Annotated in this window: 12 protein-coding genes; 5 read left to right on the top strand and 7 right to left on the bottom strand. The window is 72.3% G+C overall.

The features are described from left to right. Nucleotides 1-8: 8 nt before the first annotated feature. Nucleotides 9-1,259 carry a hypothetical protein gene (locus ACFVX9_RS11785; RefSeq protein ID WP_380484866.1) on the bottom strand — a complete coding sequence of 417 codons (1,251 nt, stop codon included), beginning with the start codon at nucleotides 1,257-1,259 and terminating at the stop codon, nucleotides 9-11. A gap of 216 nt (nucleotides 1,260-1,475) precedes the next feature. Here ACFVX9_RS11785 and ACFVX9_RS11780 point away from each other — a divergent pair, with 216 nt between their 5' ends. The 5 genes from ACFVX9_RS11780 (at nucleotide 1,476) to ACFVX9_RS11760 (ending at nucleotide 6,067) form a co-directional block, all read left to right on the top strand. Continuing rightward, nucleotides 1,476-2,363, top strand: coding sequence for an LLM class flavin-dependent oxidoreductase (locus ACFVX9_RS11780; protein WP_387981446.1), 888 nt, complete (start codon nucleotides 1,476-1,478; stop codon nucleotides 2,361-2,363). 133 nt (nucleotides 2,364-2,496) lie between these two features. Next, nucleotides 2,497-3,459, top strand: a complete 963-nt coding sequence (locus ACFVX9_RS11775; RefSeq protein WP_063348380.1) for an ABC transporter ATP-binding protein — start codon at nucleotides 2,497-2,499, stop codon at nucleotides 3,457-3,459. Beyond that, on the top strand, nucleotides 3,443-4,345 hold the full coding sequence (locus tag ACFVX9_RS11770) for an ABC transporter permease (RefSeq protein WP_380379609.1): 903 nt from the start codon (nucleotides 3,443-3,445) through the stop codon (nucleotides 4,343-4,345). The genes ACFVX9_RS11775 and ACFVX9_RS11770 overlap by 17 nt, the downstream gene beginning before the upstream one ends. Before the next feature lie 26 nt (nucleotides 4,346-4,371). Beyond that, a complete protein-coding gene (locus ACFVX9_RS11765) occupies nucleotides 4,372-5,289 on the top strand; it encodes an ABC transporter ATP-binding protein (protein WP_063348378.1) in 918 nt (305 codons plus the stop codon). 58 nt (nucleotides 5,290-5,347) lie between these two features. Further along, a complete protein-coding gene (locus tag ACFVX9_RS11760; RefSeq protein ID WP_063348377.1) occupies nucleotides 5,348-6,067 on the top strand; it encodes an ABC transporter permease in 720 nt (239 codons plus the stop codon). 148 nt (nucleotides 6,068-6,215) lie between these two features. Here ACFVX9_RS11760 and ACFVX9_RS11755 read toward each other — a convergent pair whose 3' ends face one another. The 6 genes from ACFVX9_RS11755 to efeB all read right to left on the bottom strand — a co-directional run. Continuing rightward, nucleotides 6,216-7,505, bottom strand: coding sequence for a CynX/NimT family MFS transporter (locus tag ACFVX9_RS11755; RefSeq protein WP_387981443.1), 1,290 nt, complete (start codon nucleotides 7,503-7,505; stop codon nucleotides 6,216-6,218). A gap of 66 nt (nucleotides 7,506-7,571) precedes the next feature. Then, nucleotides 7,572-8,303 carry a FadR/GntR family transcriptional regulator gene (locus ACFVX9_RS11750; protein WP_063351236.1) on the bottom strand — a complete coding sequence of 244 codons (732 nt, stop codon included), beginning with the start codon at nucleotides 8,301-8,303 and terminating at the stop codon, nucleotides 7,572-7,574. 140 nt (nucleotides 8,304-8,443) lie between these two features. Beyond that, complete coding sequence (locus ACFVX9_RS11745; RefSeq protein WP_363368054.1) at nucleotides 8,444-9,304, bottom strand: HAD family hydrolase; 861 nt, start codon at nucleotides 9,302-9,304, stop codon at nucleotides 8,444-8,446. A 47-nt stretch (nucleotides 9,305-9,351) separates the two neighbouring features. Further along, a complete protein-coding gene (gene serS / locus ACFVX9_RS11740) occupies nucleotides 9,352-10,626 on the bottom strand; it encodes a serine--tRNA ligase (protein WP_079135713.1) in 1,275 nt (424 codons plus the stop codon). A 548-nt stretch (nucleotides 10,627-11,174) separates the two neighbouring features. Further along, nucleotides 11,175-12,110 carry a prephenate dehydratase gene (gene pheA / locus ACFVX9_RS11735; RefSeq protein WP_063348373.1) on the bottom strand — a complete coding sequence of 312 codons (936 nt, stop codon included), beginning with the start codon at nucleotides 12,108-12,110 and terminating at the stop codon, nucleotides 11,175-11,177. A gap of 125 nt (nucleotides 12,111-12,235) precedes the next feature. Continuing rightward, nucleotides 12,236-13,385 (bottom strand): iron uptake transporter deferrochelatase/peroxidase subunit (efeB, locus tag ACFVX9_RS11730; protein ID WP_387981441.1); only part of this gene is annotated, 1,150 nt, incomplete at its 5' end.

The following is a 13,385-nucleotide window of genomic DNA, read 5'->3' as shown; positions in this document are numbered from 1 at the left end:
GTTCGCGGCTACGGGCGATGGGATTGGCTCGGCACGCGCCGTGCGCTGGTGAACCTCTGCCGTCGCCCGCCGGCGGCCAGTTCGCCGAGGCGCTCGCCGATGACGGAGACGCCGGGGCGGGGCTCCTGCGCGTAGTACCAGGGCTTGCGGCGGCGCAGCAAGGCCTCTCCGTGCTCGCTCCAGGTGAACCCGGGCTTCCGCAGCAGCCTCCGGAACACCGAGTCGGCGGTCTCCGGGTGGGCGGCGGCCAGCCGGCGGATCGGCAGTGGCGTGATCGACTCCTCGCGCAGGTACGTGCGCAGCAGGTCCTGGTGCGGTTTACGGCCCGTGCGGGAAGGGGCGGCGAAGAGGTCCCGCAACAGCCCGTAGCCCGCGTAGAAGTTGAGTCCGTCGACCTCGTCGTAGATGACTCCGACGGTGTCCGCATCCGCAAGGTCCCGTGGCAGCTCGAAAGCCGGAAAGTCGAGGGCCGGGCGCCGCCCGCCCCGGGCGCGGTCGGGATGCTCGGCGGCGGTGTCCTCCCGCCGGTGCCGGTAGTAGGCGTTGAGCCGTTCCTCGGCTTCGGCGGGCGGAAGGACCAGTTCGTCGCTGCCGAAGAACTCGACGAACGCGGCCCGGTCCTTCCGCATCGACTCCCACCCCTGCTCGATCTTCTCGGGGTTGCGGAAGACCAGTTCGGGGTGGCTGGTGGCCAGTTGGAGTGCGGCCCGGGCGATCTCGGTGGCGCTGGACTTGGGGTAGTACGACATCGCCCCGGAGACCAGCCACGTCCCGTCGGCCGAGAAGACCGGCACCAGGCAGGTGTGGAGGAACCCTCCCCTCGTCACCCCGCGGAAAGCAGCCCGTCCGGCGTTCGAGTAGGTGCGGTACTCCAGGTCGTCGACCAGGTTCAGCAGGACGAGGGCATCCCCGTCCTTGCGGCAGATCTCGAAGATCCCCTCGACCGGGTCCCGCCAGCCGAGCAGCATCTCCCGGTCGATCTCGCCCAAGTCCCGCCGCCCACCGACGAACCGGTCCACCACCGTCGAACCGTCCGGCAGGCGGAAGCGCAGGATGAAGTGGTCGGTGATCCGGACCGCCTCACCCTCGTCCAGCAGCCGCTCCGGCCCGGCGGCCTCCAGCAGCAGGGGAGTCAACCACCGGTCGAAGCGCGCACCCTGCGCGAAGGCGACCAGCTCCCCCTTCAACTCGGCACAGCGCTCGATGAGGTCGGCGAGCGCGCGCTCGCCGTGATCCGCGCCCCGAACGGCGATCGCCATGTCCTGCTCTCCCCACAAGCCGGTTCCGAAGTCGTGATGTGTGAGTTGCTCGGCTCTTGCCGTAGGCACCGACGGTGGCCCTCATCGATCATGGTCCAAAGCTCGGCCCCGCCCTGCCCGATGCACCCACGGCGCCACGGTAGCGGCCGTGAAGGCGCTCTAGCCGAGGGTCGCTCGAAACCTCACCTGCCGGAGTGAACACGTAGGGTCGACGGCATGCGCTTGAGTACCGTGATCCTCCCCATCCACCGGTGGAGCGAGGGGCAGAAGATCTGGCAGCGTGCCGAGGAGCTCGGCTTCCATGCCGCCTACACCTACGACCACCTGTCCTGGCGGAGCTTCCGGGACGAGCCGTGGTTCGGCTCGGTTCCCACGCTGACGGCTGCGGCGACCGCCACCGAGCGGATCCGGCTGGGGACGCTGGTGACGTCGCCGAACTTCCGGCACCCGGTGACGCTGGCGAAGGAGCTGATCACGCTGGACGACGTGTCCGGCGGGCGGGTGACGCTGGGCATCGGGGCCGGCGGGACGGGCTTCGACGCGACGGCGTTGGGGCAGGAGGCGTGGTCGCCGAAGGAGCGGGCGGACCGGTTCGGTGAGTTCCTGCCGCTGCTGGACGAGCTGCTGCGTACGGACGCCACGACGCGCGAGGGGGCGCACTACTCGGCGGTCGAGGCCCGGAACATCCCCGGCTGCGTGCAGACGCCGCGACTGCCGTTCTACGTCGCCGCGACCGGGCCGCGCGGGCTGAAGCTGGCGGCCGAGTACGGGCAGGGCTGGGTGACGTACGGGGACCCGAAGGGCCCGGCGGACGTGCCCGTCGAGCGGGCGCCCGAGGTGGTCGGGAAGCAGATCGAGAAGCTGACCGCGGCCTGCGAGGCGACCGGGCGGGACGTGCGCGAGCTGGAGAAGATGCTGCTCCAGGGCTCGACGGCGGAGCGGCCGCTTCAGTCGCTGGACGCCTTCGTGGACTGGGCGGGGAAGTACCAGGAGCTGGGCATCACCGAGCTGGTGATCCACTGGCCGGTGCCGGACTCGATCTTCGAGAACGACCTCGCCGTCTTCGAGCAGATCGCCACCGAGGGCCTCGCCCAGCTGGGCTGAGCGTTGCGTCGACCCTGAGGGGGAGATCCTCCGCCCCTTAGGGGAGATCGTCCGCAGTGTCATACCGCAGCAGCAGACGGGCTCGTCATTCCAGCTCATAGCCCTTGGCGCGCAAGCCCGTTACGTTGAGCAGGTGTCCACTGCTGTCATCAAGACGGATGGCCTCACCAAGAGGTTCCCCCGGGTCACCGCCCTCGACCAGCTCACCGTCGAGGTGCGGCCCGGGGTGGTCGGGCTGGTCGGGGCCAACGGTGCGGGCAAGTCCACCCTCATCAAGATCCTGCTCGGCCTCGCCCCGGCGACGTCCGGCCGCGGCGAGGTCCTCGGCCTGGACGTCGCCACCCGGGGCCCGGAGATCCGTGAACGGGTCGGCTACATGCCCGAGCACGACTGCCTGCCACCGGACGTGTCGGCGACCGAGTTCGTGGTGCACATGGCGCGGATGGCGGGGCTGCCGGCCACCGCCGCCCGTGAGCGCACCGCGGACACCCTGCGGCACGTCGGCCTGTACGAGGAGCGGTACCGGCCGATGGGCGGGTACTCGACCGGCATGAAGCAGCGGGTCAAGCTCGCGCAGGCGCTGGTGCACGACCCGAAGCTGGTGCTGCTGGACGAGCCGACCAACGGTCTCGACCCGGCGGGCCGGGACGAGATGCTGGGCCTGATCCGCCGGGTGCACACCGACTTCGGGATTTCGGTGCTGGTCACCACCCACCTGCTCGGCGAGTTGGAGCGAACCTGCGACCACCTGGTCGTGATCGACGGCGGCAAGCTGCTGCGCTCCTCCTCCACCGCCTCCTTCACCGAGGCGACGGCCGTCCTGGCGGTCGAGGTGACGGACCATCCGCAGGACGCCGTCCCGGAGCCGGGCGACGCCGTCCGCGCACGGCTGGCCGCCGCCGGGCTGTCCGTCCAGCCGGAGGGCTCGCACCTGCTGCTGGTCCGGCTGGCCGGCGACGACACCTACGACACCATCCGCGACACGGTCGCCGGCCTGGGCCTCGGTCTGGTCCGGTTGGAGCAGCGCCGCCACCGGGTCGCCGAAATCTTCACCGACGAGAACAGGGGAGGGACGGACGATGTCGCTGCCTCCTGACACCAGGTCCGCCGACACCGGCGTCATCCACGACATCGGCTACCGCGGCTACACCGGGCCCCGGCTCGGCCGGGCCTACGCGACCCGCTCGCTGTTCACCCAGAGCCTGCGCGCCGCGTACGGGCTCGGGCGCTCCGGCAAGTCCAAGGTGCTGCCGATGCTGGTGCTCGGCGTGGTCACGCTGCCGGCCGTGGTCATGGTGGCGGTCGCGCTCGCCACCAGCGCGAAGGAGCTGCCGCTGGACTACCCGCGGTACCTGTCCTCGTTCGTGCTGGTCGTGTCGATCTTCCTGGCCTCGCAGGCGCCGGTGCTGTTCTCCCGGGATCTCCGGTACCACACCGTCCCGCTGTACTTCTCCCGCCCGATCACCCGCGCCGACTACGTCCGGGCCAAGTTCGCCGCCATGGTCAGCGCCCAGTTCCTGTTGATGGCTGCGCCGTTGCTGGTCCTCTACATCGGGGCGCTGCTGGGCGGGCTGGACTTCGGGCACAACACCGGGCACTTCCTGTCCGGCCTGGTCGCCGCCCTGCTGTACTCCCTGGTGCCGACCTCGGTGGCGCTGGTGGTCGCCGCCGCGACCCCGCGCCGCGGCTTCGGGGTGGCCGGGATCATGGGCTACCTGGCGATCAGCACGGCCGTGGTGGCGATCCTGACCCGGATCGGCACCGCCACCGAGCTCACCGTCCCGGACTCCGCCCAGTGGATCGCGCTGCTGTCGCCGAACGACCTGGTGGAGAGCCTGACCAACCAGCTCTTCGACGTCGGCGGGATGGGCGGCCGGATGCACGCGCCCGGCGGGCTCGGCGTGGTCGTCTTCACCGTCGCCGTTCTCGCGATGGTGTCCGGCTCGTACGGGCTGCTGCTGCGCCGCTACCGCAGCGTCTGATGAACCGAGGAGTTTGAGAGGGCGTCATGGCCACCATCACCATCGACAAGGTCTCCCGCTGGTTCGGGAACGTGGTCGCCGTCAACGACATCAGTATGACGATCGGCCCAGGCATCACCGGCCTGCTCGGTCCGAACGGCGCGGGCAAGTCGACCCTCATCCACATGATGAGCGGATTCCTCGCGCCCTCCAGCGGGGCGGTCACCCTGGACGGCGCGCCGATCTGGCGCAACCAGCAGGTGTACCGGCAGATCGGCCTGGTCCCGGAGCGGGAGTCGATGTACGACTACCTGACCGGCTGGGAGTTCGTGCTCGCCAACGCCGAACTGCACGGCCTCGCCGACCCGGGTGCCGCCGCCCGGCGTGCCCTGGACCTGGTGGAGATGGCCTACGCCAAGGACCGCCGCACCGGGACGTACTCCAAGGGCATGAAGCAGCGGGTCAAGATGGCCTCCGCGCTGGTCCACGACCCGGCCGTGCTGCTGCTCGACGAGCCGTTCAACGGCATGGACCCGCGCCAGCGGCTCCAGCTGATGGAGCTGCTGCGCCGGTTCGGCGCGGACGGCCGGACGGTGCTGTTCTCCTCCCACATCCTGGAGGAGGTCGAGCAACTGGCCCGGCACATCGAGGTCGTGGTGGCCGGCCGGCACGCCGCCTCGGGCGACTTCCGGAAGATCCGCCGACTGATGACCGACCGGCCGCACCGCTACCTGGTCCGCTCCAGCGACGACCGCAGGCTGGCCGCCGCGCTGATCGCCGACGGCTCCACGACCGGTATCGAGGTGGACGCGCGGGAACGGGCGCTGCGGATCGAGGCGGTGAACTTCCAGGGCTTCACCACCCTGCTGCCCCGGGTCGCCCAGGAGGCGGACATCCGGCTGTACACCGTCTCGCCGGCGGACGAGTCGCTGGAGAGCGTCTTCTCCTACCTGGTCTCCGCGTGAGGCCCGGCGTCCGAGCCACCGAACTCCCGTACCGGACCCAGGAAAGGGCCGACCGACCATGAACCCGACCGTCGCCAGGCTGACCCTGCGCGGCCTGCTGGGCCGCCGCCGCGGCCTCCTGCTGCTGGTGGTCCCCGCCCTGCTGCTGGTCATCTCGGCCGTCGCGAGCGGCACCGCCAGCGGGAACGAGCACGACCTCACCGTCAAGATCCTCGGGCAGCTCGGCCTCGGCACCCTGGTGCCGATCCTCGGCCTGGTCGTCGGCACCGGCGTGATCGCCACCGAGATCGACGACGGGTCGATCGTCTACCTGCTGGCCAAGCCGCTGCCGCGGTGGAAGATCGTCACCACCAAACTGGTCGTCGCGATCGGCACCACCTGGGTGTTCGCGGCCCTCCCGACGCTGCTCTGCGGCCTGCTGCTGATCGGCACCAGGGACGGCATCGCGCTCGGCTACACCGTGGCCGTGCTGGTCGCCGGGGCGGCGTACAGTGCGCTGTTCCTGCTGCTCGGCGTGGTCACCCGGCACGCGGTGGTGGCCGGGCTGGGGTACGCGCTGGTCTGGGAGTCGCTGATCGGCAACTTCGTGTCGGGCGCCCGGACGCTGAGCGTCCAGCAGTGGGGCCGGTCGGTGGCCGAGGCGGTCGCCGGGGACGCCGCGATCGGCGCCGACGTCTCGCTCGGGGTGGCCGTCCCGCTGCTGCTGGCGGTCACCGTGGCGGCGACGGTGCTGGCCTCGGTGAAGCTGGCCGGACTGACCCTGGCCGCCGAGGAGTAGCCGGCCGGGGCCGGCCCGGGGTAACCGGGGTCGGCCCGGGGTAACCGGGGTCGGCCCGGGGTAACCGGGGTAACCGGGGTCGGCCCGAGCCGGGGTCGGCCCGAGCCGGCCTCAACGAGGCCAGCCCGGGTCGGTCCGAGCAGAGGTGCTAGCCGAGCGTCCGGTTGCGGCCCGCGCCCCAGCCGGCCGCGCCGACCACGGTGGCCAGCACCAGCATCAGCACCAGGGTGGCCGTCCAGCCGCCGGTGAGCTGGTGCAGCGCGCCGGCGCCGACCGGGCCCGCCGCCGCGACCAGGTAGCCGACCGCCTGCGACATCCCGCCCAGTTGGGCGGCGCCGGCCGCGCTGCCGGTGCGCAGCACGATGAAGGCCAGGCCCAGGCCCAGCGAACCGCCCTGGGCGACGCCCAGGATGGTCGCCGACACCCAGGCGCCGGACACCGGCGCGATCAGCAGCAGGGCGATGCCGAGGCCGTTCAGCCCGGCCATGGCCACCGCCAGCCCGCGCTGGCGGGTCATCCGGCCGGCCAGCAGCGGCACCAGGAAGGCGCCCGCGACCTGCACCAGGTTGGAGAAGGCGAAGACCAGACCGGCCTCGCCGCGGTCCATGCCGTGGTCGGCCAGGATGGTCGGCATCCAGGCGACCAGGGTGTACACCAGCAGCGACGAGATGCCCATGAAGAGGCTGATCTGCCAGGCCATCGGCGAGCGCCAGATGCCCTCGATCGGCTTCTCGGCCGCCCGACCGGCCGCCTGACCGGCCGCCTGACCGGCCGCAGGGCCAGTGGAGAGACCGGTCGCGACCGCCGCCCGCTCCTGCCGGGAGCGCAGCACCTGCGGCAGCCAGGCCACCGCGGCGATCAGCGCGAGCAGCGACCAGGTGCCCAGCGAGGCCTGCCAGCCGCCGCCGAGGGCGTGCTCCAGCGGCACCGAGAGGCCGGCCGCCATGGTCGCGCCGACCAGCATGGTGGTCGAGTAGACGCCGGTCATCGCCGCCGCCCGGTCCGGGAACTCCCGCTTGACCAGGCCCGGCATCGACACGTTCAGCACCGCGATGGCCACGCCGATCACCACGCAGCCCGCGTACAGCGCCGCCACCGAGGGCAGCACCCGCAGCAGCACGCCCGCGCCCAGCACCAGGACGGCGCCCAGCACCACCCGCTCGGTGCCGAACCGCCGGGTCAGCCGGGGGGTGAGCGGGGCGCCGACGCCCTGGAACAGCACCGGCACGGTGGTGATCAGTCCGCTCGCGGTGGCGGAGAGTCCGAAGGTCCGCTGGATCTCGCCGACCATCGGCGACACCGCCGCCAGGCAGGCGCGCATGTTCAGCGCGACCAGCAGGATGCCGGTCAGCAGCAGCGCGGGGTGGGCCAGCCGGGTGCGGACGGGAAGCGGGAGGGACGTGGTGGCAACCGGCTGCTGGGCACGGGTGACGGCCATGGGTGTGCTGTTCTTTCGTGAATGTGCGCGAGGGCGCGGAGGGCGGAAGGCAGGCGGGTGCCTATGTCACTTCCGGGCCGCGATGGCCGCGAGGAGCTGCTCGACGGCCGCGGTCGGCTCGGCGAGCAGCGCACGACACGCGGCCTCGGCACGGTCGGGGTCGCCGCTCTCGATCGCGTCGACCAGCGCCGCGTGGGTGGCCACGGCCACCTCGGGCATGTCGTGGTCGCCGAAGGCCGAGGTCATCGACTCGCGCACGGAGGCGCCGAAGTAGCGGTAGACCTCGGTGAGCGCCGGGTTGTGCGCGGCCTCGACGATGGCGGTGTGGAACTCCAGGTCGTGCTCGACGGTGGCCTCGCGGTCGGTCCGCTCGGCGTGCGAGGCGATCACCTCGGCCTCGCGGGCCAGCGCGGCCCGCATCCGCTCGACGTCCTCGCGGGTGTGCCGCAGCGCGGCCAGCCGGGCGGCCTCGGTCTCCAGTGCGGCCCGGACCTCCAGGACGTCCCGGATGCCCGAGCGCTGGACGCCGCGCAGGACGGCGGCCGGGTCGCTGGTGGAGCGGACGAACGTCCCCTCGCCCTGGCGGGAGACCAGCATGCCGGCGTGCACCAACACCCGGATCGCCTCCCGGACGGTGTTCCGGCCGACCTGCAGCCGCTCGGCGAGCTCGTGCTCGGTGGGGATCTGCGATCCCACCGGCCAGACGCCGCCGGCCAGTTGCTCGCGCAGCTGGTCGATCGCGGTGTCCACCAGGGAGCGCCGTCCGGCCGCCTGGAGGCTGTTGCCGTCGTTGGTCATGCCGGTGCTCCCTTCGTCGTTGGTCGCCGCGTCGCTGGTCAACGCCGGTCATCGGTCATCCTACAACCGCTTGCCCGGTCATCCTACAACTGGAGGTGAACCCCTGCCGAACACCACGGCGAGGTCCGGAGGAGAAGGGGCTAGACGCCCGGGTAGAGCTGTTCCAGGACGACGGCGACGCCGTCCTCGTCGTTGCTCGCGGTGACCTCGTCGGCGACGGCGAGCAGTTCCTCGTGGGCGTTGGCCATCGCCACGCCGCGGGCCGCCCAGCCGAACATCGGCACGTCGTTGGGCATGTCGCCGAAGGCGATGGTGTCGGCCCCGCGGACGCCCAGGCGGCGGGCGGCGACGGCCAGCCCGGTGGCCTTGGACAGGCCCAGCGGCAGCAGTTCGACCACTCCGGCGCCGGCCATCACGACGCCGACCAGGTCCCCGGCGACGCGGCGGGCGGCCTCGGCGAGCGCGTCGTCGGTCAGGCCCGGGTGCTGGATGTAGAGCTTGCTGACCGGGGCGTCGAGCAGCTGGTCGCGGTCGACCCGGACGACCGGGAGGTCGGAGCCGATCAGCAGCTCGTAGCCGGGGCCGGCCAGCACCTGGCCGTCCAGGCCGTCCTGGTTGGCGGCGACGGCCAGCGGGCCGGTCTCGGCCTCGATCTTGGCGATGGCGAGCGCGGCGAGCCGGCGGTCCAGGGTGAGGGAGGTGAGCAGCCGGTGCGCGCCGGCGTCGTACACCTGGGCGCCCTGGCCGCAGACGGCTATCCCGGTGTAGCCGATCTCGTCGAAGACCGGGCGGGCCCAGGCGGCGGAGCGGCCGGTGACGACGATGTGCAGCGCGCCCGCGCCGGTGGCCGTGGCCAGGGCGGCGCGGGTGCGCTCGGAGACGGTTTCCGCGCTGGTCAGCAGGGTGCCGTCGAGGTCGGTGGCGACCAGCCGGTAGGGCAGGTCGCCACCGCTCGGGTGCTCACCGTTGGGGGAGACGGGGCTGGGGCTGGTGGTGCTCATGGGCCGTACGTCTCCCGGGAGTTGCGGGTGGTGCGGGTGGCGCGGTGCTACTTGACCGGTTCGAGGACGGTCCGCCCGCCGAGGAACGGCCGCAGCGCCTCGGGCACGGCCACCGAGCCGTCGGCCTGCTGGTGGTTCTCCAGGATCGCCACGATGGTGCGCGGGATGGCGACCAGGGTGCCGTTCAGGGTGGCCAGCGGGCGGGTCTTGCCCTCCTCGCGCATCCGGATGGAGAGCCGGCGGGCCTGGTACTCGGTGGTGTTGGAGGTCGAGGTGACCTCGCGGTACTTGCCCTGGGTCGGGATCCAGGCCTCGATGTCGAACTTGCGCGCGGCCGAGGCGCCGAGGTCGCCGGAGGCGACGTCGATCACCCGGTAGGGCAGCTCCAGTGCGTTGAGGAAGTCCTTCTCCCACTGGAGCAGGCGGCGGTGCTCGTTCTCGGCGTCCTCGGGAGTGGTGTAGACGAACATCTCCACCTTCTCGAACTGGTGGACGCGGATGATGCCGCGGGTGTCCTTGCCGTAGGTGCCGGCCTCGCGGCGGAAGCAGGACGAGTAGCCGGCGTAGCGCAGCGGCAGCTTCTCGGCGTCGAGGATCTCGTCCATGTGGTACGCGGCGAGCGGGACCTCGCTGGTGCCGACCAGGTACCGGTCGTCCTCGGCGAGGTGGTAGACGTTCTCGGCGGCCTGGCCGAGGAAGCCGGTGCCGTCCATGGCGGCGGGCCGGACCAGGGTCGGGGTGATCATCGGGATGAAGCCGGCCGCGGTGGCCTGGGCGATGGCCATGTTGACCAGGGCGAGCTCCAGCAGCGCGCCGACGCCGGTCAGGTAGTAGGAGCGGGCGCCGGCGACCTTGGCGCCGCGCTCGGTGTCGATCGCCCCCAGGATCTGGCCGAGCTCGACGTGGTCGCGCGGCTCGAAGCCCTCGGCGGCGAAGTCGCGCGGGGTGCCGATCTCCTCCAGGGTGACGAAGTCCTCCTCGCCGCCGACCGGGGCGGCCGGGTCGATGAGGTTCGCCAGCGAGCGGAGCAGGCGCTCGGCCTCCTCCTTGGCCACGCCCTGCTCGGCGTCCGCGGCCTTGACCGCGGCGGCCAGCTCCTTGGTGCGCTGCAGCAGGGCGGCCTTCTCCTCGCCCTTGGCCTGGGCGACCTGCTTGCCGAGCGTCCGCTGCTCGCTGCGCAGTTCGTCGAAGCGACTGCCCGAGGACCGGCGCCGTTCGTCGGCGGAGAGGAGGGCGTCGACCAGGTCGACGTCCTCGCCACGGACGCGCTGCGAGGCGCGCACTCGGTCAGGGTCCTCACGAAGCAGGCGAAGGTCAATCACAGGCCCAAGCGTACCGGGCGCAGGCTCGTCCACCGGTACGGGTTTTCCCCTGGGGATAACCACCCGGATCCTGTGGATAACTTCTGTGGGGAACGGGCGGGGCCGGGGTTATCCACAGGATCCGGGCGGTGCCTGTGGATTGAAGGGGAGGTCGACCCTCCGATCGCCGAAGCCAGGGAATTGAGGTTTCAAACCTCATTTGACCTTCTCGGGTGAGGGAATTGAAGCACTCAGACGGGTGATTTGCTGGCACACGGGTGACTCTGGTCCGATTAGTCATCTCTACGCCGCTAACCAATGATCCGACCGAAACCCGCAGTGGCTATACCGGTTTGTCGACTCATCCCCAGGCCTGTGGATAACTTTCGGCTGTGGATAGTCCCCGCCCCTGTGGATGGCGGGTTCCGGCGCTACGGGCCCCTGTGGACGACGGGTGCGGTCACCCGTCCCCGCCCGTCCGGCCGGGGGAAAACGATCGGAAAAGGGCGGAAAGACAAAGGGCGGCGATCAGATGTTGTCGTGGTGCCGTCGCAGTGCCGTCGCGCGGATCAGATGTCGCCGCGCCCGTCGAGGCACCGGGACAGCCAGTCGGCGGCGGCCGTGAAATCGTCGTCCGAGGTCCCCGGCCGCCGGTGCGTGGAGACCTGCCGGTCGGCGCGCGGATAGGAGCCGAGGAACCGCACCTGCGGGCAGATCCGCTTCAGCCCCATCACGGCCTCCGCCACCCGGCGATCGGACAGGTGCCCCTCGCAGTCGATCAGGAAGCAGTAGTTGCCGATGCCCTCGCCGGTCGGCCGCGACTCGATCCGCATCAGGTTGACCCCGCGCACCGCGAACTCCTGGAGCAGCTCCAGCAGCGCGCCCGGGTGGTCGTCCGGCAGCCAGACCACCATCGAGGTCTTGTCCGCGCCGGTCGGCGAGGAGACCCGGCCCGGGCGGCCGACCAGGACGAACCGGGTGGTCGCGGTCTGCGCGTCCGCGATGTCCTTGACCAGCGGGTCCAGCCCGTAGATCGGCGCCGCGAACTCGCCCGCGAACGCCCCGTCGTAGCGGCCCTCGGCGACCAGCCGGGCGCCGTCCGCGTTGGAGGCGGCCGACTCCCACTGCGCGTCCGGCAGGTTGGCCGCCAGCCAGCGGCGCACCTGCGCCTGGGCCACCGGGTGGCTGGTCACCGTCTTGACCCCCGCCAGGTCGGTGCCCGGCCGCACCAGCAGCGCGAAGGAGATCGGCAGCAGCACCTCACGGTAGATCATCAGCGGTGTGCCGGCGGCGAGTTCGTCATTGGTCGCGGTGACGGCGCCCTCGACCGAGTTCTCGATCGGGACGAACGCCCCGGAGGCGTCCCCGCCGCGCACCGCGTCCAGCACCAGCGGTACCGAGGCCAGTGGCACCAGCTCCCGGGTCGCGGCCTCGGGCAGGGTGCGCAGCGCCGCCTCGGTGAAGGTGCCGGCCGGGCCGAGGTAGGTGTAGCGGGTGGCCGACATGACGCCTCCGTGGGGAACAGGGTGGAACCGGGGCAGGGGTGTTGCCGAAGAAGTCACCATAACGACTCCGCGCGCCGGCCAGGAAAGCGTTTCAGTGGCCGGGACCGGAGACCGTCGGGGGCGTGCTACTCGAAGAGCTGCTGGCCGAGGTAGCCGCCGGCCGGGACGCCCGGCGGCACCGCGTACAGGCCGCTGGCCTCGTGCCGCAGGAAGCGGGAGAGGCCGTCCCCCCGGGCCAGCTTGCGCTGCACCGGGGTGAAGCCCTTGCGCGGGTCGGCCTGGAAGGCGAGGAAGAGCAGCCCGGCGTCCGGCGAGCCGTCGGGCAGCAGGCCGTCGTGGTACGAGAACCCGCGCCGCAGCATCGCCGCCCCGCCGTTGGCGGCCGGGGCGGCCACCCGGACGTGCGCGTCGGCGGGGATCGCCAGCGCGCCGTCCGGGCCCTGCGCGGCCAGGTCGACGGGGGTGCGCTCGCCGGCCCCGGCGGGCGCACCGAGCGGCGCGCCGTCCGACTTGCGCCGCCCGATCACCCGTTCCTGCCGGTCGGTCGGCAGCGCCTCCCAGTTGTCCAGCAGCATCCGGATCCGCCGGAACACCAGGTACGAGCCGCCGGCGAGCCAGGCCGGCTGGTCCGGCCCGGCGGTGCAGAACACCTTGGCGGCGAAGCCGTCCTCGCCCGGCTGGGGGTTGTTGGTGCCGTCGATCTGGCCCATCAGGTTGCGGCCGGTCATCGGGCGCGCGGTGGCACCGGGCGTACGGGCGAAGCCGGCCGACTGCCAGCGCAGTGCCGCCGTGCCGGCCGCCTGGCGTTGCAGCACCCGCAGCGCGTGCACGGCCACCAGGGCGTCGTCGGCGCCGATCTGGACGAACAGGTCGCCGTCGCCGCGCGCCGGGTCGAGCGCGTCGGCGGGGAAGGGCGGCAGTGGTTCGAGCGCCTGCGGGCGGCGGTCGGCCAGCCCGGCCTTGTCGAACAGGGCGGCGCCGAAGCCGACGGTGAGGGTGAGCGAGCAGGGGCCGGCGTCCAGCGCCACCTGGTTGTCGGTGTCCTCGGCCGGCTCCCCGGCGGTCAGCCGCTCGGCGGCCTTCGTCCAGCGTTGGAGCAGGGTGCGCAGCCCGTCCCGGCCGACGCCCTCGGCCAAGTCGAAGGCGGCCAGCTGGACCCGGGCCTGCTGGGGTTCGAGGATGCCGGCCTGGTGCTCGCCGTGGAACGGCACCCGGGCCGCGCCGAGCGCGCCGCCCGGCCCGGCGGCGGGCGCTGCGCCGGGGCGGTCCAGGGCG

Origin of the sequence: Kitasatospora sp. NPDC058243 (genome assembly GCF_042882025.1) — a bacterium.
Lineage (GTDB): Bacteria > Actinomycetota > Actinomycetes > Streptomycetales > Streptomycetaceae > Kitasatospora.
This window is presented reverse-complemented; position numbering and strand designations above follow the sequence as displayed.